This is a genomic window from Bacteroides caccae (assembly GCF_002222615.2).
Lineage (GTDB): Bacteria > Bacteroidota > Bacteroidia > Bacteroidales > Bacteroidaceae > Bacteroides > Bacteroides caccae.
This window is the reverse complement of record NZ_CP022412.2, coordinates 225707-247277: the sequence shown is the minus strand read 5'-3', so window position 1 is coordinate 247277 and position 21571 is coordinate 225707. Positions and strand designations below refer to the sequence as shown.

At 41.7% G+C, this 21571-nt stretch carries 13 protein-coding genes; 8 read left to right on the top strand and 5 right to left on the bottom strand.

Annotation, left to right across the window (positions count from 1 at the left end; genetic code table 11):
• Positions 1-160: 160 nt before the first annotated feature.
• On the bottom strand, positions 161-2416 hold the full coding sequence (locus CGC64_RS01045; protein WP_005678207.1) for a bifunctional alpha,alpha-trehalose-phosphate synthase (UDP-forming)/trehalose-phosphatase: 2256 nt from the start codon (positions 2414-2416) through the stop codon (positions 161-163).
• A gap of 467 nt (positions 2417-2883) precedes the next feature.
• On the opposite strand from CGC64_RS01045, the gene CGC64_RS19325 reads away from it, so the two are divergent.
• The 8 genes from CGC64_RS19325 to guaA all read left to right on the top strand — a co-directional run bounded on the left by CGC64_RS19325 (position 2884) and on the right by guaA (position 12194).
• On the top strand, positions 2884-2964 hold the full coding sequence (locus tag CGC64_RS19325) for a potassium-transporting ATPase subunit F (protein ID WP_081447310.1): 81 nt from the start codon (positions 2884-2886) through the stop codon (positions 2962-2964).
• A 31-nt stretch (positions 2965-2995) separates the two neighbouring features.
• On the top strand, positions 2996-4702 hold the full coding sequence (gene kdpA, locus CGC64_RS01035) for a potassium-transporting ATPase subunit KdpA (protein WP_005678208.1): 1707 nt from the start codon (positions 2996-2998) through the stop codon (positions 4700-4702).
• Positions 4703-4707: 5 nt separating this feature from the next.
• The gene (kdpB, locus tag CGC64_RS01030) at positions 4708-6741 is read left to right on the top strand and encodes a potassium-transporting ATPase subunit KdpB (protein WP_005678209.1); all 2034 of its coding nucleotides are present in this window, start codon (positions 4708-4710) and stop codon (positions 6739-6741) included.
• Positions 6742-6757: 16 nt separating this feature from the next.
• A complete protein-coding gene (locus CGC64_RS01025) occupies positions 6758-7333 on the top strand; it encodes a K(+)-transporting ATPase subunit C (protein WP_005678211.1) in 576 nt (191 codons plus the stop codon).
• A gap of 28 nt (positions 7334-7361) precedes the next feature.
• Positions 7362-8105 (top strand): hypothetical protein, encoded by a 744-nt coding sequence (locus CGC64_RS01020; RefSeq protein WP_005678212.1) that lies wholly within the window; start codon positions 7362-7364, stop codon positions 8103-8105.
• 89 nt (positions 8106-8194) lie between these two features.
• Complete coding sequence (locus tag CGC64_RS01015) at positions 8195-9325, top strand: sensor protein KdpD (RefSeq protein ID WP_005678213.1); 1131 nt, start codon at positions 8195-8197, stop codon at positions 9323-9325.
• A 19-nt stretch (positions 9326-9344) separates the two neighbouring features.
• Positions 9345-10784, top strand: a complete 1440-nt coding sequence (locus tag CGC64_RS01010; RefSeq protein ID WP_005682561.1) for a sensor histidine kinase — start codon at positions 9345-9347, stop codon at positions 10782-10784.
• A 102-nt stretch (positions 10785-10886) separates the two neighbouring features.
• Positions 10887-12194 (top strand): glutamine-hydrolyzing GMP synthase, encoded by a 1308-nt coding sequence (guaA, locus tag CGC64_RS01005; RefSeq protein WP_005678215.1) that lies wholly within the window; start codon positions 10887-10889, stop codon positions 12192-12194.
• Positions 12195-12288: 94 nt separating this feature from the next.
• On the opposite strand, the gene CGC64_RS01000 is transcribed toward guaA, so the two are convergent.
• The 4 genes from CGC64_RS01000 to CGC64_RS00985 all read right to left on the bottom strand — a co-directional run bounded on the left by CGC64_RS01000 (position 12289) and on the right by CGC64_RS00985 (position 21436).
• A complete protein-coding gene (locus CGC64_RS01000; RefSeq protein ID WP_005678216.1) occupies positions 12289-13764 on the bottom strand; it encodes a right-handed parallel beta-helix repeat-containing protein in 1476 nt (491 codons plus the stop codon).
• An 80-nt stretch (positions 13765-13844) separates the two neighbouring features.
• Positions 13845-16418 (bottom strand): beta-galactosidase GalB, encoded by a 2574-nt coding sequence (gene galB, locus CGC64_RS00995; RefSeq protein WP_005678217.1) that lies wholly within the window; start codon positions 16416-16418, stop codon positions 13845-13847.
• A 94-nt stretch (positions 16419-16512) separates the two neighbouring features.
• Positions 16513-18054, bottom strand: coding sequence for a RagB/SusD family nutrient uptake outer membrane protein (locus tag CGC64_RS00990; protein WP_032838578.1), 1542 nt, complete (start codon positions 18052-18054; stop codon positions 16513-16515).
• Positions 18055-18073: 19 nt separating this feature from the next.
• The gene (locus CGC64_RS00985; protein ID WP_005678219.1) at positions 18074-21436 is read right to left on the bottom strand and encodes a SusC/RagA family TonB-linked outer membrane protein; all 3363 of its coding nucleotides are present in this window, start codon (positions 21434-21436) and stop codon (positions 18074-18076) included.
• Between the last annotated feature and the right edge of the window lie 135 nt (positions 21437-21571).

Here is a 21571-nt window from a genome sequence, read left to right as displayed (position 1 = left end):
CCCTTCAGTAGAAATACCGGAGGGGCTTCATCTGTTTATAAACTTTGCAGGATGATTACTATGAAAAAAATAAAAGAGAGGGCTTCTGTTTGTGAAACGAGGGTGGACGTGCGGCAATTACCTATCACTCCATAATTCTGATTGTTCATAACGCTTGTTTTTATTTAGTTTTCAATAAGTCTCTGAAAAAGCTGAAAGCGGAAGTCAGGCGGTTTCTGACATAGCTTTTCGTTGTGTCGGTGTTTTTTTGCTTTCTCAGCATGGATTGCAGGAAAGGAAGTACATCAGATTGTGCGGGCAGATTGTAGTTGGCTGCTTTTGATACGTTGCCTATCTTAATGGTGACCGCTTTGGCCGGAAGAGCTTGGAACATATCTTCGTCCGTTGTGTCATCTCCCATTGCCATAACGAAATCATAACGTCTGTTAGCCAGCAAACGCTCTACTTCCGAGCCTTTGTTGCAATCCGGTGATTTGACTTCAACCACTTTGTTCCCTTGTAGAATTTGCAGTTTTTGCCGAGTACAGATCGAAACCAGTGCATTGACGAGTTGCTGTGCTCTCAGTGTGCCGAGCCATGCGTCGCTTTCTCGGTAATGCCATGCTAATGCTGTCTCCTTTATTTCCAGATGTGAACGGGGAGTTCTGTCTACAAACATTTGCAGGATAGAAAGAAGTCCTGTCCCCCATTCTGTCTTCTTAATCTTTTTGTGCCAAACCCCGTTTTCTTTATAGAATGCTCCGTGTTCGGCAGCCATAGATACGGGAAGGAGGCCAAACCACTTTTCCAGAATAAAGTGATCCCGCCCGCTATTGATGACTATATGATTGGCGGGATCACTGGCTAATTGTTGTAGGATAGAAATAAGTTCAGGTGTAGGTTTGGCATCTTCGGGACGTGGCTTGAGTGCTGTCAGTGTACCGTCGTAATCCAGCAATATCAGGCGTTGTTTTGCCTGATTGTACTTGAGCTTGATTTGGGCGATAGTGGTGGGCACGATACGTTTTTTCCGTAGCGTATCATTTTGGATACACGTCGTATTCAGTCCGTTGATGAAGTCGGCAGCCCATTTATTGACAGTTTGTACGGATAAAATGGCTTGCATTCGTTGTAAACGTGCCCTTTGATCTTCTTCGGGCATTTCAAGTGCCTGGCAGATGGCGTGCTCTATCTGTTCCGTATCGTTCGGGTTGATTTGGATAGCATCTGTTAATTCTACGGCGGCACCTGCCATTTCGCTGAGGATAAGCACACCCGGGTGATCGCATTTGGCGGCTACATATTCTTTGGCTACCAGGTTCATGCCGTCACGTAGCGGGCTGATCAAAGCAACGTCGGCAACATAATACATGGCGGTCAGTTCTTCCAGCGAGAAGCCATGGTAGAAGTAGCAGACAGGGGTCCAGTCCATTGTGGAGTAGTGTCCGTTAATGGAACCTATCTCTTCATCGATTTTTGTTTTTAATTCTGCATAACTGCCTACATGGTCGCGTGAGGGGACAATGACCATTGCCAGAGTCACTTTGCCATGATATTCGGGATGACGTTCGAGAAAAGTGGAGAAGCCATGTAGGCGGTGCAATATTCCTTTACTATAATCCAGCCTGTCTACCGACAGGATTAACTTGTGTTTGCCGAAAAGTTTTCGGGTGCGGTCAATAGCTTGGTGTACCTTTTCGTTTTCCGAGGCTTTATGGTAAAGCTCATAGTTAATCCCCATTGGTAGTGCGTCTACTCTCACTACACGATTACCGGTTTGTAGTTCATCCAGATTGAAGTCAAGATGAAGGACACGTTCTACGGTGCTAACGAAGTGGCGCATATAGTCATGAGTATGAAAGGCGATAAAGTCTGCACCCAGTAAGCCTTTCAGTATTTCGGCACGTTCCGGCAGGATACGGAAAAGCTCGTAGGACGGGAACGGGATATGGTGGAAATAGCCAATGCAGAGTTCCGGATATATTTTTCGCAACATACCGGGAAGTAACATCAGTTGATAGTCTTGTATCCACACCTTGTCTCCGGGACGTATCAGCCGGCAAATTTCATCGCAGAAAAGTTGGTTGACCTGCTGATAGGAGTGCCAAAAACATTTTTTATATAAGGTATAGGCGTAAAAATAGTGGCATAAAGGCCAGAGGGTACTATTGCTATATCCTTCGTAATAGTTCTGAATCTGTTTTTCCGATAAGAAGACCGGGTGAAAATTCATTTCCTGTAACTTCTCATTCATTTCTTGACGGTCTTTTTCGTTGTCTGTACATACGCCGGGCCACCCTATCCAATGTTTCTCATAAGAAGTTTGGAGAGAATCCAAACCTGTTGCCAGCCCGCCTTCACTGCGTGAAAAGACGAATGTTCCATTTGAACCGGCTGCTTTGACAGGTAATCTGTTTGATATAATATAAAGTTTCATATCTGTTTATAGGCAAAGCGTATACCAATTATTGTATAAGAGTGGTTAGCCGCTTGTTTTCAGTAGGTTATAAAAAGCTTCTTATATATTCTACCTTCCCAAAATGGAAATAACCTTCCAATTTGAAAAATCCTTTGTTTTTTCTCTTTCAGAAATTGCCGAAAAGTACTAACCTTTTCAAAATAGAATGCCTTTTTCAAAATGGAAGGGTTTCTTGTAAGGATAGATATTCTGTGAGATGTTTATAACTTTCTGTATATTAGCATGTTATGTGTTTTCTTGCTTTTGTGGCACGCATTTGGCATAAAGACTGGCAAGTAAAACTAATAATAATCACTTAAAAGAAAAAACATGGAAATTACATTATCATTTATTTTCTGCCTGTTAAGCGGCTTCGCCTGTTTCTGGTTATTCTGGAAATGTGTAGACTGGTTTGAGAATATTTAAAAAAAGGAGGAGAATTGATTATGTACACAGTATTATTTGTATTAGGTATTGCGATCTTCGGTTATTTGATGTATGTACTCGTCAAACCCGAGAAGTTTTAAAGTAACACACACAGTTTAAGGTAAAAAGTATATGAATACAGAAATTTTAGGCGTGGTTGTTCAGATTGCTTTGATGGTGATTCTGGCTTATCCATTGGGAAAATACATTGCCAAGGTCTATAAAGGAGAAAAGACCTGGTCAGATTTTATGGCTCCTGTCGAAAGAGTTATCTATAAAGTTTGTGGAATCAATCCTGACGAAGAGATGAACTGGAAACAATTCCTGAAAGCATTATTGATATTGAATGCTTTTTGGTTTTTCTGGGGAATGGTGCTTTTGGTTTCACAAGGTTGGCTGCCTTTAAATCCGGACGGTAACGGTCCGCAGACTCCTGATCAGGCGTTCAATACGTGTATTAGTTTCATGGTTAACTGTAACTTACAGCATTATAGCGGCGAGAGCGGATTGACTTATTTTACACAATTGTTCGTCATCATGCTTTTCCAGTTTATTACTGCTGCAACGGGTATGGCTGCTATGGCAGGTATCATGAAAAGTATTGCTGCAAAAACAACAAAAACAATTGGTAACTTTTGGCAATTCCTTGTAGTTAGCTGCACACGTATTTTATTGCCTCTTTCTCTGGTTGTAGGTTTTATCCTGATTCTCCAAGGGACTCCGATGGGATTTGACGGCAAGATGAAAGTCACGACTCTTGAAGGTCAGGAGCAGATGGTTTCCCAAGGTCCTACGGCTGCGATTGTTCCTATTAAACAATTGGGTACAAATGGTGGTGGTTATTTTGGTGTAAACTCCTCTCATCCGTTGGAAAACCCGACTTATCTTACCAATATGGCGGAATGCTGGTCCATCCTGATTATCCCGATGGCAATGGTGTTTGCACTGGGATTTTATACCCGCAGGAAGAAATTGGGATATAGCATATTCGGAGTCATGCTTTTTGCTTATCTGGTAGGCGTCTGCATTAATGTCAGCCAGGAAATGGGGGGGAATCCGCGTATCGATGAATTGGGCATTGCGCAGGATAATGGTGCAATGGAAGGCAAAGAAGTCCGTTTGGGAGCTGGTGCAACAGCTCTTTGGAGTATTACGACTACGGTGACTTCCAATGGTTCTGTCAATGGTATGCATGACTCCACTATGCCTTTGTCCGGTATGATGGAAATGCTGAATATGCAGATTAATACTTGGTTTGGTGGTGTCGGTGTGGGATGGATGAACTACTATACATTCATTATTATAGCAGTATTTATCAGTGGTCTGATGGTAGGACGTACACCGGAGTTCTTAGGTAAAAAAGTGGAAGCCCGTGAAATGAAAATCGCTACGATTGTAGCCTTGCTTCATCCGTTTGTAATTTTGGTATTTACAGCCATCTCCAGTTATATTTATGCGCATTATCCTGAATTTGTGGAAAGTGAAGGCGGTTGGTTGAATAATCCCGGATTCCACGGTCTGAGTGAGCAGCTTTATGAATACACTTCTTCGGCTGCCAATAACGGTTCTGGTTTCGAGGGTTTGGGTGATAATACTTATTTCTGGAACTGGACATGTGGTATTGTATTGATTCTTAGTCGTTTCATTCCTATTGTGGGACAAGTTGCCATTGCCGGTTTGCTTGCGCAGAAGAAGTTTATTCCGGAAAGTGCCGGAACATTAAAAACCGATACGTTGACGTTTGGGGTAATGACATTTGCCGTTATCTTCATTGTTGCCGCCTTGTCGTTCTTCCCGGTACATGCATTGAGTACGATTGCTGAACATTTAAGTTTGTAATAGATATGAAAGATAATAAATCAGCTTCTTTGTTTCAAAAGGAGCAAGTGATAGAAAGTTTGAAACAGTCATTCGTGAAACTGAATCCGCGGATGATGATAAAGAATCCGATTATGTTTACAGTAGAAGTGGCTACGGCGGTGATGTTCTTCGTGACGCTCTACTCTATTGTAAACGCTTCACAGGGGTCGTTTGGCTACAATATCGCTGTGTTTGTCATTCTGTTTGTAACATTGCTGTTTGCCAATTTTGCCGAAGCTATCGCCGAAGCGCGTGGTAAGGCACAAGCCGACAGTTTGCGTAAGACTCGTGAAGAAACACCGGCAAAAAAAGTAGAAGGTAATAAAATTATTACCGTAAGTTCTTCGCAATTGAAGAAAGGGGATGTATTTGTTTGTGAGGCCGGAGATGTGATTCCGTCGGATGGTGAGATTATTGAAGGACTGGCTTCTATCGATGAGAGTGCGATCACCGGTGAGTCTGCTCCGGTAATCCGTGAGGCTGGCGGAGATAAGAGTTCGGTTACGGGAGGAACGAAAGTATTATCCGATCGTATAAAAGTAATGGTGACTACTCAGCCGGGAGAAAGTTTTCTCGACAAGATGATTGCGCTTGTAGAAGGTGCATCACGTCAGAAAACCCCGAATGAGATAGCGTTGACTATTTTGTTGGCAGGTTTTACGCTCGTTTTCGTCATTGTGTGTGTTACCTTGAAACCATTTGCCGATTATAGTAATACGGTCATCACCATTGCTTCACTTATCTCTTTGTTTGTCTGCCTGATTCCGACAACGATCGGCGGGCTTCTCTCGGCAATCGGTATTGCCGGTATGGACCGTGCACTTCGTGCGAATGTGATTACAAAATCCGGAAAAGCAGTAGAGACTGCCGGTGATATTGATACGTTGCTGTTGGACAAGACTGGTACAATTACGATCGGTAATCGTAAGGCCACTCACTTCCACACGGCACCGGGCGTTGATTTGCACCGTTTTGTAGAAAACTGTCTGTTGTCTTCCCTGTCCGATGAAACTCCGGAAGGAAAGTCAATAGTGGAGTTGGGACGTGAATCGGGTATCCGTATGCGTAACCTGAATACGGCTGGGGCACGCATGATTAAGTTTACTGCTGAGACAAAATGTTCCGGTGTCGATTTGGCTGACGGAACACAGATCCGTAAGGGGGCATTTGATGCTATCCGTAAGATGGTCGAGAGTGCCGGAAATAAATTCCCGAAAGAGGTGGAAAAGATAATTTCTACTATATCAAGTAATGGCGGTACACCGTTGGTGGTATGTGTCAATCGGGAAGTAGTAGGCGTTATTGAATTGCAGGATATTATCAAACCGGGTATTCAGGAGCGTTTCGAACGTTTGCGCAAAATGGGTGTGAAGACGGTTATGGTGACCGGTGACAACCCGTTGACAGCAAAATATATTGCTGAAAAAGCTGGAGTAGATGATTTTATTGCTGAAGCTAGGCCGGAAGATAAAATGGAATATATCAAGAAGGAGCAGCAGGCCGGGAAATTGGTTGCAATGATGGGAGACGGAACGAATGATGCTCCTGCGTTGGCACAGGCAAATGTAGGGGTAGCGATGAATAGCGGTACACAAGCGGCGAAGGAAGCCGGTAATATGGTGGATTTGGACAACGACCCGACAAAGCTAATTGAAATTGTGGAAATAGGCAAGCAACTGCTGATGACTCGTGGCACATTGACTACCTTCTCTATTGCTAATGACGTGGCCAAGTATTTCGCTATCGTTCCGGCTTTGTTTATGGTAGCTATTCCCGAATTGGCCGCGCTGAACATTATGAATCTGCATAGTCCTGAAAGCGCTATCCTTTCGGCAGTAATCTTCAACGCGATTATTATTCCGATTTTGATTCCGCTGGCTTTGCGTGGCGTACAATACAAGCCGATTGGCGCAAGTGCCTTACTCCGCCGCAATTTGTTGATTTATGGTGTGGGCGGTGTGATTGTTCCTTTTGTCGGTATTAAATTGATTGATTTATTAGTAGGTTTATTCTTTTAATTAAAAAACAATAGCAATGAAAACTTTATTGAAGTCTTTAAAAATAACACTTGCTTTTTGTGTCTTTTTCTCCGTGTTCTATATCCTTTTCTTGTGGCTGTTTGCACAGGTTGCAGGTCCTAACAAGGGAAATGCCGAAGTAGTCACACTAAACGGAAAAGTAGTGGGAGCGGCGAATGTCGGTCAGATGTTTACAAAGGATATTTACTTCTGGGGACGCCCTTCCTGTGCGGGCGACGGGTATGATGCGACAAGTTCAGCCGGTAGCAACAAAGGACCTACGAATCAGGAATACTTGGACGAAGTAAAAGCGCGTATCGATACGTTCCTCGTTCATCATCCTTACTTGAGTCGTAAAGAGGTACCGGCGGAAATGGTGACGGCAAGTGGTTCAGGACTCGACCCGAATATCACTCCCCAATGTGCGTATGTACAGGTAAAAAGAGTTGCACAGGCTCGTGGATTGAGGGAGGAACAGGTGAAGTCAATAGTTGACGAGAGTATAGAAAAACCGTTATTGGGATTTTTGGGGACAGAAAAAGTGAATGTGTTGAAATTAAACATAGCGTTGGAAGAAAAAAGTGGTAAGTAAGTGAGAATCTGGATTAGATAATAAAAGTATGAAAAGTTTTTTAAGCAAAAAGAGTATTTTGAGAACAATGGCTGTGGCAGCCGTATGTATGTTGGGAGCAACTAGTGTGAAGGCGCAGGAGTTTACCATACAAGGTGATTTTGTAAGTTCGTATGTATGGCGTGGTATCTATCAGGGTGGCGCAGCCTCCTTCCAGCCGACTTTAGGATTCAGCGCGGGCAATTTTTCTCTTACTGCATGGGGATCAACTAGTTTGAGTGAAAGTAATAAAGAAATAGACCTGACTGCGGCTTATAAGTTTGGTGAAACAGGACCGGTGCTTTCTGTTGCGACTCTTTGGTGGGATGGACAGGGGGCCGGTAACTATTTCCATTTCAAGAGTGGAGATACAGGACATCATTTTGAAGCGGGATTATCTTATACGCTTCCTGTTGAAAAATTCCCCTTGTCCATTACGTGGTATACAATGTTTGCGGGTGCCGACAGAAAGATAAATGATAAAGGCGAAGATAAACAGGCGTATTCTTCGTATGTGGAGTTGAATTATCCGTTTAGTGTGAAAGGAGTTGATTTGAATGCTACTTGTGGCATGGTTCCTTATGAAACTCCGCAGTATAATGTGAATGGTTTTGCAGTAACGAACTTTGCTTTGAAAGCAACGAAAGCGCTGAATTTTAATGAGAGATTTTCATTACCTATATTTGTACAGGCTATATGGAATCCACGTATGGAGGACGCCCATTTAGTATTTGGCGTAACTTTAAAACCATAAATTAAATTAACTCATGAATTATTAGTGTGTGAACCCGTGATGATCGTGATGATTGTCACGGGTTAGAATGTTTTAAAAAACAGATAAAGATGGATGATAGAGAACAAAGTGTACAGCATTTCTTGGATCTGATTAAGAGATCCCACCGGGGTAAGTTTAAAATCTATATCGGTATGATAGCCGGTGTGGGAAAGTCTTATCGTATGCTTCAGGAAGCACATGAACTGCTGGAGAATGGAGTGGACGTGCAAATCGGCTATGTTGAAACTCACGGACGTGTCGGAACCGAGGCGATGCTGCAAGGGCTCCCTGTCATTTCGCGGCGTAAGATTTTCTATAAGGGAAAAGAACTGGAAGAGATGGACCTAGATACAATTATCCGTATTCATCCGGAAATTGTCATTGTGGACGAGTTGGCACACACGAATGTGGAGGGCAGTCTGAACGAAAAGCGTTGGCAGGATGTAATGGCTTTGCTGGACGAGGGAATCAATGTGATTTCGGCAATTAATATTCAACACATTGAGAGTGTGAACGAAGAAGTACAGGAGATTACAGGTATCGAAGTGAAAGAACGGGTACCCGACAGTGTTCTTCAGGAAGCGGATGAAGTGGTGAATATTGACTTGACGGCAGAGGAGTTGATTGCCCGTTTGAAAGCCGGAAAGATATATCGTCCGGAAAAGATTCAGACAGCATTGGACAATTTCTTTCGAACTGAGAATATTCTGCAATTGCGCGAGTTGGCTTTGAAGGAAGTTGCATTGAGGGTGGAGAAGAAGGTGGAGAATGAGGTTGTAATGGGAGTGGCTGTCGGGTTAAGACATGAAAAGTTTATGGCTTGTATCAGCAGTCACGAGAAAACACCGCGGAGAATTATCAGGAAGGCGGCAAAGTTGGCAACCCGGTACAATACTACTTTTATCGCCCTGTATGTTCAGACACCGAAAGAGAGCATGGATAGAATTGGTCTGGCGAGACAGCGTTATCTGCTGAATCATTTTAAACTGGTGACAGAGTTGGGAGGGGAGGTTGTTCAGGTACAGTCTAGAGATATTCTGGGGAGCATTGTGGAGGTTTGTAAAGAGAAGCAGATATCCACTGTATGTATGGGTAGCCCTGACCTGAAATTGCCGTATGCTATCTGTTCCATACTGGGATATCGAAAGTTTTTGAATAATTTGTCACGAGCTAATGTAGATTTGATTATACTTGCATAATATTAATCGTATGAACGTTATGAATATTAAAACGAAACTGATTCTTGGTATTGGAATGTTGGCCGGAATGATTATTCTGCTGGTAACTCTTTCGGTTGTAAATCTTCAAATTCTAACGGCAACGGAACCGGATAGCCCTGCTGCTATGCCCGGACTGGAACGTGCATTACTATGGATTTCCATTACCGGCAGCATCTGTATCCTGACCGGACTTGTGTTGCTTTATTGGCTTCCCCGGAGCATTAGTAAACCGATAAAAGAACTGAAAGAGGGGATTCTTGAAATAGCCGATCATAATTACGAAAAGCGCTTGAATATGGATAAGAATGAGGAATTTCGCGAAGTTGCCGATAGCTTTAATCGAATGGCGGAACGGTTGACCGAATATCGTGCCAGCACTCTTTCGGATATTCTCTCCGCCAAGAAATTTATCGAAGCGATTGTGAACAGCATAGATGATCCGGTGATCGGTTTAAATATGGACCGGCAGATTCTGTTTATTAATGAGGAGGCATTGAATGTGCTGAATTTGAAGCGTGAAAATGTGATTCGTAAGTCAGCGGAAGAACTTGCTTTGAAGAATGATCTGCTCCGTCGGTTGGTTCGTGAACTGGTGACACCAGGCGAACAAAAGGAACCTTTGAAAATATATGCTGATAATAAAGAAAGCTATTTCAAAGCGTCCTACGTTCCTATCATTAATACAGAAGCGGAAAAAGATGAACCTCGTAAACTGGGAGATGTCATTTTGCTGAAAAATATTACGGAATTTAAGGAACTGGACTCTGCCAAGACTACATTTATCTCTACTATTTCTCATGAGTTGAAAACTCCGATTGCTGCTATTATGATGAGTCTTCAACTGTTGGAGGATAAGCGTGTCGGTGCATTGAATGATGAACAGGAGCAACTTTCAAAGAGCATCAAGGAAAATAGTGAACGCTTGCTTGGTATCACCGGAGAATTGCTCAATATGACTCAGGTGGAAGCCGGAAAACTGCAATTAATGCCCAAGATCACCAAACCGATTGAACTGATAGAGTATGCTATCAAGGCCAATCAAGTACAAGCCGATAAGTTTAATATTCAGATAGAAGTGGAATATCCGGAGGAAAAGATCGGTAAACTCTTTGTCGATAGTGAAAAGATTGCTTGGGTGTTGACTAACTTATTGAGTAATGCTATTCGTTATTCCAAAGAAAACGGTCGTGTAGTGATTGGTGCCAAGCAAGAAGATAATATCATTGAGTTGTATGTTCAGGATTTTGGTAAAGGGATTGACCCTCGTTATCACAAAAGTATCTTTGACCGTTATTTCCGTGTACCCGGAACGAAAGTGCAAGGTAGCGGGCTGGGGCTGTCTATTTCGAGAGATTTTGTGGAAGCTCATGGCGGTACGCTGACGGTGGAAAGTGAATTAGGCAAAGGAAGCCGGTTTGTGATACGGCTGAAGGCATAAAGCAAAGTGTCTTGTTTTTGTCTTTTAAAATATTTATATTTGCGGATAAGTTGAAACTAAAGAAACTATTGACAATAACATAATAAAAAAAAACAGAATCAGATGAAACAGGACATGATTGTTATCCTTGACTTGGGTAGTCATGAGAATACGGTATTGGCTCGTGCCATCCGTGCATTAGGAGTTTACAGTGAGATTTATCCTCACGACATCACAGTGGAAGAATTGAAAGCATTACCTAACGTGAAGGGTATTATTATCAATGGCGGCCCGAACAATGTCATTGATGGTGTGGCTATTGATGTAAATCCGGCTATCTATGCAATGGGGATTCCCGTTATGGCTGCCGGCCATGACAAAGCGGCTTGCGAAGTGAAGCTAGCTGAATTCACAGATGATATTGAAGCTATTAAGAATGCTGTGAAGGCTTTCGTATTCGATACTTGCAAAGCTGAAGCTAACTGGAATATGACGAATTTCGTCAATGATCAGATAGAATTAATCAAACGTCAAGTAGGCGATAAGAAGGTATTATTGGCTCTGTCCGGCGGAGTTGATAGTTCTGTTGTTGCTGCTTTGCTTCTGAAAGCAATCGGTGATAATCTGGTGTGTGTACATGTGAATCATGGTTTGATGCGTAAAGGGGAGTCTGAGGATGTCGTTGAAGTATTCAGCAACCAGTTGAAGGCAAACCTTATTTATCTTGATGTGACCGACCGTTTTCTGGATAAACTGGCAGGTGTGGAAGATCCGGAACAAAAACGTAAGATTATCGGTAGCGAGTTTATCCGTGTATTTGAAGAAGAAGCACGCAAGTTGGACGGTATCGACTTCTTAGGCCAGGGTACTATTTATCCGGATATTGTGGAAAGTGGAACGAAGACGGCTAAAATGGTGAAATCTCATCATAACGTAGGTGGGTTGCCCGAAGATCTCAAATTCCAACTTGTAGAGCCTTTGCGTCAACTGTTCAAGGATGAAGTTCGTGCCTGTGGTCTGGAGCTGGGATTACCTTATGAAATGGTTTACCGTCAGCCTTTCCCCGGTCCCGGTTTGGGTGTACGCTGCCTGGGTGCTATTACACGTGACCGTCTGGAAGCCGTGCGTGAATCTGACGCTATCCTGCGTGAGGAATTCCAGATTGCCGGATTGGATAAAAAAGTATGGCAATATTTCACGGTAGTGCCCGATTTCAAATCTGTTGGTGTACGTGATAATGCCCGTTCTTTCGATTGGCCGGTTATCATTCGCGCTGTCAATACAGTAGACGCCATGACTGCTACTATTGAACCGATTGACTGGCCTGTTCTGATGAAAATCACGGACCGTATTCTGAAAGAAGTGAAGAATGTGAATCGTGTTTGCTATGATATGTCGCCTAAACCCAATGCGACCATAGAATGGGAATAAAAGAATGAAATAAAATCCTCCTCGAAGGTTGGTATTGAAAACTTTCGGGGAGGATTTGTTGTATGAGGTTTGATATTAGTAAACCGCTTTTTTATTATTGCTTTTCATAAGCGCCTTTATCAATACAAGCTCCAACTTTCCTAGGGTTATGATTAAAGTCCAGTTCATTCTCTGCGGGTGTATAGGCGGGATCACCTGTATCTATACACGGAGATGTGGATTGTAACTGAAAATCGAATACTTCTGTATCAATGAATAAAGGATTACTGAAAGCCGAAGCTAAATCACAGCCTGTGTTCTGTTTATATTGTTCGAAAGTTGAAAATATGCTACCCTTCCAGTAAAACTTAACATCGGGAGAACTGGAATAATAATGATTAAAATTCATATCGAGATTGAGGTGACTATCATCTACATATAATAGATTTGAGTTTGCGTGAGTTGAATAAAATATATTGTTTTTAATCGTAGTATTTTCCGTGCTGTATATGGCTATTTCTCCCAATCTGTCTTTCGCATTTTCAAAGGCTGTGTTATTAACAACTTGGCAGTTTTTTATGATTCTGCCTTCAGGGGACCAGCCCATTAGTCCGATTCCAAACCCTTCATTGTGATAACAGATGTTATTTCTGATTATATTATTAGTTACAAAATTGTTTGCCCTTTCACACCCTACGGTAATACCATAAACATTGTTGTGCGAAATGTTTTTCTCAACAAGGATATTTGAACTTCCATCCAAATAAATACCTGCGCCTCCCTCAACAGGACTTTTGCAGTATGAAACATGATTCTCAGAGATGACTCCGTTTCTGGCGAAATCTGTGGCAGGATTTTTCGAAATACCCCAATGCCCTGACGCATCTATACCGATGTTTCCTGTATTAGTCACTACGTTCTTAGTAATCAGAAAACCATCTACGTTTCCTGTTACTGAAATGGCTTCTGTCCAACCTGTCCGACAGTCTTTTACTGTGTTTTCTCTTATTATAATGTCGTGAATGGCTTTTGAGTCCAGATAGCCGGCTACTGTTATTCCTCCGGCATATACATTTGGCGGATAAACTGTTGCGGTGGCATTTGCATATAAGTTTCTGATTGTATTCGATTCTATCTCAATATGATGAGAAGCCTCGTCGGATGTAGTGGATATTTTTATTCCCACAGAATATGATCCCAAGCAATCGGCGAAGGTTAACCCTTTTACCTTTATATAACTCACGCCATTGAGATTCATTAGTTCTCTGGGTTTATTGTTGCCGCTTATAATAACTTCCTCGTCATTATAATTTTTGATTACGATGTATTTGTCAGCAGTTCCGGATACAGTTACTTTTATTTCTTCATAGTATGTTCCCCCCATAATATTTACTACACATCCCGGGGTAACTGTGGTGACAGCTTTTTGAATGGTACGCCAGGGTGATGTAAGTGTTCCGGGATTCTCATCATTACCGGTTGTGGAAACATAATACTCACTCTTTTCTACGGATGAAGCAGGAGGAACAGGAGGGTTTATCGGTTCTTCTCCGATAGATGACGAACTGCAAGAAAATAAAATAATCATCATACCCAAATTGGTCAATGATCTGAAAAGTCTTGTTTTTATATTTAATAATTTTGTTGTCATGATGTTCAAATAAGAATGATTTATAATAGGTTGATATCCACAGAGGCACTTTTCAAATTCTCGGATTCCACAATTAGACGTAGTTTTCCTTTTGCTCCTTGATGAGCCTTTATAACAACTAACATGAATCCGTTAAAAGTTTCGCGCTCTGTCGCTGAAAAAGAGATGAGTGAAGTTGGATCACCATTATCCGTTGCTACAATCTTACCTTCACCTTCTAATTTGCATTTAATCTTATGATTGGCCGTTGGTACAACACTTCCTGTTTTGTCACGGATGGAGACTGTGATAAAAGCCAGTTCATTGTCAGCTACTTTTATCTTGTCTTTATAGGCGGAGACTTGTAACAAAGCCGGTTCTCCTGTGGTTCTTACGCTTTCTGTTGCCCAGAGTTTGCCATTTTTGTAGGCAATGGCCTTTAATTCTCCGGGAGTGTATATAACATTCTCCCATTTGAATCTATATTGATACTGTTCTTTCTTTTTCCTGCCCAAAGATTCACCATTCAGAAAGAGTTCAACTTCATCGCCCGAAGAATACACAAACACAGGAGTTATTTTACCTATCCTATCCGGAAAATTCCAATGGGGGAGAATATGTGCCATAGGCTCGTCGGGCATCCAATGTGCTTTATACAAGTAATAACGATCTTTTGGAAAACCTGCTAGATCGACAATGCCAAAATAGCTGCTACGAGAGGAAGGACGCTCTTTTTCTATTCTCTTTAGTTCCTCTTTTGCTTTAGCCAGTTCTTCTTCACTGAGCGCGGCATGGTTGAGTAAGACGCTCATATCGCTATTGAAAGGAGTCGGTTCGCCTAGATAGTCAAATCCCGTCCAGACAAATTCACCACAAATAGCCGGATATTTGTCTAATGCAGCAAATTCGGCATCGGCAAGAGATGCCCAACCGGGGGCTTTCAAGTCATATGAAGTAACTTGATAACCTTTTGGAAAATAAACTCCGCGTGAACTTATTGTTGAACTGGATTCACTGGCAAAGCCTGATAAGTGTTCATGCCCCGGATAGTTGAGAAATGTTTCATAAAAATCAGGACCGCCATACCCCCCCGAAGGATAGTTCATGCCATGGACATCTACTTGGAGTTCTGTACCATTGATAGCACTTTTACTGGGATATGAGGCACCGAAAGTGACGGGGCGGGTTGAGTCGTAAAGCCGCACAATATCCCTGAGATATGCTGCTACTCCTTTTTCGGGATGATACTGTTCTTCTACTTCATTTCCCAAACTCCACATAATGACGGAAGGATGATTTCTGTCTCTGCAAACAAGTGCTTCAATGTCCTTTTTATGCCATTCGGAATAATGAACAGCGTAGTCATTTTCGTTTTTGCCACTAGCCCAACAGTCAAATACTTCATCGAGAATAAGTATTCCCATTTTGTCAGCAAGTTCTAACAACTCGGGTGCGGGTGGGTTGTGAGAGGTACGTATAGCATTAGCGCCAAAACTCTTCAATATGTTGATTTGGCGTTCTATGGCACTCTTGTTGATTGCTGTACCTAATGCACCTAAATCATGATGCATACATACTCCCTTCAATTGAACTCTTTTCCCATTTAACAGGAATCCATTGTTATGTGTGAATTTCAAAGTCCGGAAACCGAACGGCACATCGTATACATCTGTCAACGTCTTTCTATCGTATACTGATACCTTGGCTAGATAGAGGTTCGTATTTTCCAAATCCCATAATTGTGGTTTCTCCACTTTCAGAGATACTAAGCTACTGTCGATGGCGTTTGCTGCAATTTTGATATTCTCTTTAGCTCCCACTGCAACTCTTTCTCGGGGAATGTTTGCTTTATCTAATTTGAATATTTCAATTGTGTAACTGCTTCTAGCCGTTTTTTTCTTTCCATTAGCCAACTGAACCATCACGGATGCGGTGGCATATTGGCTATTGATTTCGGGCGTAGAAATAAATACACCCCATTGGGGAATATGAAGCTTGTTGGTTTTGACCAATCTGACATGCCGGTAAATACCTGCTCCGGGATACCAACGAGAACCCAGTTTCTCCGTATCCACTCTGACTGCAATGATATTTTCCGAATCAAAGCGAATATAGGGCGTAAGATTTACCCTGAAGGAAATGTAGCCATAGGGACGTTCTCCTATCTTCTTTCCGTTAAGATATACCTCCGCATTGGCCATCACGCCATCAAAATCAAGAAAAAACATTTTATCTTTATCTATATTTTTGATGTTGAAGCGTTTACGATACCAGCCGATTCCCCGCCAAGGTAGCTTACCTGTATAGCCATCCAGATTTTCCCTGAAAGGTCCTTCAATGCCCCAGTCGTGAGGGACATCCAATTTCCTCCAGTCTTTGTCATTAAAGGCTAACTCTTTAGGAGATGGAGAATCCGGACTGCCATTCCCAAAAGGCTCATCTATTCGTTTACCATCAGGCTGTAGACCGTATCTGTTGAATAGCCAGCCGTGATCGAAGTTGATGACTTCTCTCGTCGATTGGGAGTATAGCAGGTTGGAAAACATAAAGGAGCATAGTAAGACTAGCCCTATGTTCTTCAACTGGAGATGCTGAAAAAGAACAATATATTTCATGGTAGATGATTAGCTGAGGAGTGTACATCAAAATATCCACTTTGAAGTAGTGTTGATGTACTACCTCCTCTTTTAATTTAAAAATATGTGATGACTAATATCCCGGATTCTGTTTAATAATCCCTTGTCCCGCAATAATAGCTGATTCCGGTATTGGGAAACGATGATAGTTTTCGTTTATAATAGACACTTGTCCGTAATCGGTACATTTTTGTTTCATGGTTGCTACATAAGAACCATCGCGGATAAGATCCTGACGGCGGCACCCTTCGAAATAAAACTCGTGTGCACGTTCTATCAATAATTTATCAAGGAAATCACGAGCACTGCTGAAAGAAGAAGCTGTATATGCAGTTAAACCGGCACGTGTTCTGACTTGATTCAGTAAATTAATGGCTTCTGTTGTAACTGTATTTCCTTCTCTGACAATGGCTTCTGCCAATAGAGTCAACACATCGGCATAGCGGTATACAATCCAATCTGTCTGACACTGATTTCCTGCATTATTACTTTCTATTTTATATTTTAATGGAATGACACCGTCCTGTAAGGAGTTACTTCCCACTCCCTTGTTGGTTTCGTTAAGGGTAGTACCTTCCCATGTATCATACTCGGAGATGATAGTTTGTTTACGCTCATCTCCATCTTCGTATGTTTTAAAGAATTTCCATGTCATTTTATAACCTCCCCAGCCACCATCAAATCTTCCGGCATCGGATGCCTTGAGGTTACTTGGCATAACATGGGGATACCATAAATGAACCTGATAACCTGTAAGACAGTTTACAGACCAGATTGTTTCCGAGTTCTTTTCATTGGCGTATGTAAAGATATTGGCATAAGCTGACCTCTCGGCCCCTTTGTCTGTCACCAATGCGTATTTATATTCGGGCTTCTGCAATTCACGAGCTTCGGTGATAGCTTTATCCCACTGTTTCGTTTGCATATAGAATTTAAGTAATACCATGTGGCATAACCCTTTTGTAAATCTTCCGTAATCCGAACTACTTTTATCGTAACTATATGGTAAAACTTTTGCAGCTTCGGTCAGCTCGGTGACGATGAAATTGTGTGTTTCCTCTTCACTTAAACGTGGAAGGATTATTTCATCTTCTGCATTCTTGAGCGTCTCTAGATCGGCTACAATAATAGGACCGTACAGGTCGTATAATAAAAAGGCCAGAAAACCGCGGGCACAACGTAACTCTGCTATATATTGGTTCAAAAGGTCTTTATTCATGTTTACGTTTGTTATTCGGTCGATGGTAAGTGTCATTTTACTTATCCCTTTCAGGTAGTTTGTCCAAGGATAAGCAATGCGATCTTCGTCACTGGGGGTCCAACGAGCAAATTCCAGAGGTTCCCAAATCCATCCGCCCCATGAGCAGAAACCATATTCGGTAGCCATGTCCGAAATAAGCATAACTCCATTAGCTACATTATACAAACCTCCGTAATCGTAATTCTGGAATGGAGAATAAGCATTTCCCGTAACCAGGTCGCGGACATCACGTTCTGTTTGGGGGTATATCGAGGGGGTGATCTCATCGAATACCTCTGATTCTAACGCACAACTTTGTATCCCACACAACATGAGAGTCAAAAGTCCAATGATATATATATTTAATTTTTTCATTTTCATGTTTTTTCAGTTATTAGAATGAAATATCTATACCGAAACTAAAAGAAGTTACGTTTGGATAAGAGAAATTTCCTGTGTCAGTTTCGGGATCAACGCCGTTCCAGTTTGTAAATACAAACGGATTGCTGACGTTTGCAGAGATACGTACGCTGTTAGCTATTGATTTGGAAACAGGAATCGTATATCCGAGGGTGATGTTTCTACATCTCAGGTAATTAATCTTTTTGTGATAATAGTCTCCGAAATCGTATGCACTCTCAATGAGGTTCGGAACCGTTGTATTTTGATTTGCATTGGTGTATGAGTGCAATGATTGTTGTGATACATTTGTCAGACTGTTTCCAAGACCTACTATCCAGGCATCATAATAGCTGGCTCCGCGTAAGCGGCCAATTTCGCCATAGAAGTAAATATTAAAGTCGAGGTTTTTGTATCTAAGCGTATTGTTAAGACCTAAAGTGCATTTAGGATCTTGCGATCCAAGATTGACTTTATCATATTGATCTAATACATTAGGTGAAGTTCCCGTATCGTATAGATTCTTCAGTTTAATTTGGCCTGGTACTAAAGTGGGTTGCCATGCCGGTGCTTTTTCACCTACTTGTAACAAGCCATCAGATACATATGAGTAGTAAGAACGGATCGGATCTTTTTTTGATTCGTATGCGGCTGGCTTCCAATTAGGATCTCGTTCATACCAGTTGTCTTTAAAAGTATAGAACGTAAAATCAGTACTCCATGTCCAGTCTTTATTCATGATATTTACGGTACTCAGTGTTAGCTCAAACCCGCGTCCCTGGGTTTTACCGATGTTGGCTGCTATGGTATTAATTTCATTATAGGCGGGCAGACTTTTATTACTTACCAACAAATCAGAAATAATTCGGTTGTAATATTCCATGGATAGTGAAATCCGGTTATCAAAGAAACCCAGATCCAGACCGATGTTGAATTCACTTGTAGTTTCCCAAGTTAACTTTTTGTTTCCTCTTTTGGTTATTGCAGTACCCATATAACCGTCATTGCCGAATACCCAGCCGGAAACTACTCCGTAAGAGTCGGTCATATAGTTCCCTATGTTTGAATTACCGGTTTGTCCGTAACTGGCTCTCAATTTACCATTAGAAAGAATGCTTGACAAAGGTTTCATGAATTCTTCATCACTGAACCTCCAGCCGGCAGACACTGAAGGGAAATATCCCCAACGGTAGTCCGGGTGGAAGTTTGATTCACCATCGGCACGAACGGTAACTGTCAGCAGATACTTTCCTAAATAAGAATAGTTTGCTCTGGCAAAGTATGAGCCTAAAGCACTTTTCCTGGCTGAGGAGTTTACATAAGGCTTAGTTCCGGCTCCGGCCTGCAGATTGTTGTAAAGAAATCCATCTGTAGAGAAGTCTTCGTTGCCGGCATATACGCTTTCTTGATTAAACTGTTGATAAGAATAACCGACTAGCGCTGTCAGGCTATGATTCCCGAAATCTTTAGTATAGTTTGCCGTCAGTTCCATGAGATAATCTATATTATCACGTTGAAGGATGTTGGCTATCCCCCCTTTTGCAGCTCCGGCTACGGTAGTGTTAGGCACATAGCTTTTGTTTTTATCATATCTGCGGTCAACTCCCAGGTTAGCTTTTAAAGTCAACCCTTTTATTGGCTCTGCTTGTAAATAGCCATTAACCAGAACTCTGTCGCTTGTTGTTTTATCAGTAACTTCGAGCAGCGATATCGGATTGGGGTATTGTGCCATATCCGGGAAGATTGAATAATCGCCATTTTCATCACGGACGGGGACACTGGGGTCGAAGCGCAAAGCTGACGAAATAATACCTGCGTTTTCAAAATCATTGTCTCCCAATGATGAGTTGTCATATTGGTTGCGACTTAAATGAAGGGAGAAACCTGTTTTGATATATTTTGATAGTTCCTGATCCAGATTGACTTTCATTGTGAACCGGTCCATTGCATTGTTTTTTACCACCCCTTTTTGTGTAAAATAGTTTAGAGAGGCTGCATATTGTGTTTTCTCAGAACCGCCTGTCAATGAAACATTGTGAGATTGCTGCATTCCGGTACGGGTTACCTCGTCCAGCCAGTCTGTGGTTTGGGCGGTTGCAATTTCTTCATCTGTATATCTGGGAGTATAAGTTTTCGAAGAAGTGTCGGTTATATAATCGGCATATATGCCTTGTCCGGTCTCTTTCAACCATTTTTCATAAAGGTACATATTTCTATGTATTCTGTATTGTTTCCCATTCAACATTTTATAGTTGTTCTTAATGGTTTGCACAGAGAGATTGCCGGAATAGGTTACTTTGGCTTTTCCGGTTTTACCTCTTTTAGTAGTAATGATAATAACGCCATGTCCTGCACGTGAGCCGTAGATAGCTGTTGCACTGGCGTCTTTCAATACTTCAATCGATTCTATGTCATTGGGGTTGATAGACGATAATATGTTGTCAATTGTACCTGTTTTATAAAAATTCTTCTCCGAGTCGAGTGTTGAAGAGGCAGAAACCGGAAAACCGTCAATGATGAACAGGGGATCGTTTCCGGCATTGATTGAAGTTTCACCACGAATGCGGAACTTGGCTCCACCACCCACTTGGGCACTGCTTTGAGTTACCTGTAAACCGGCTGCTTTACCTGCTAATGCATGAGCAGTTGTGGAGAATGTACCTATAGGAGTGTCAGACATTTTCACTGAGGATATGGCTCCGGTAAGGTCGCGTTTCTTTTGAACGCCATAACCTACCACAACTACCTCATCCAGACTTTGTGTGTCTTCTTTCAATGTGATTTTAAAATGTGTCTGACCTTTTACTGAGACGTTTTGAGTAACATACCCCAAGTATGATATGATTAGTATGCTATTGTCGGTTACCGACAACGTAAATTTACCCTCGAAATCTGTGATGACTCCGGTTTTGGCTCCTTTCACAAGAACATTTGCTCCGATAATAGGTTCGCCAGTCTGATCAGTTACCGTCCCCGTTATTTTTCTGGTTACTTGTTTGAACAGAGCGATATGTTTATTGGATATACGATAAGATATATCTGTATTTTTAAAGAGTTCATTTAATACAGTTTCGATGTTTTTGTCTTTTATAGTGATAGAGCGTAAACTGTGTTTGTTGATTTCTTGTGTGTTATAAACAAATTTATATCCGGTTTTTTGCTCAATCGTATTAAAGATCTGTTCGTATGACGCGTTGTTGAAATTCAACGAGACAGATTGTGCTATCAGCGGATTAGTTGAAAAGAAAAAGCAGATGCAACTTATTAAGAATACGGAATAACTTTTCTTGGTAGAAAGAATAAAGTTATAGAATCTTAAATGGGTGTTTTTATGGCTAATAAATAATTTATTATTCATATTTTTGTATATTAAATATTTGATACTTGGCAGTTGTAGTGGGCTGCCGGTTAGCGATTACGTTTGGGGATGTTGGCGCATTCCCAAATGTTTTTTAGGGTTCAAGAGCTGTTCATAGTATTATTTTATAGGGTT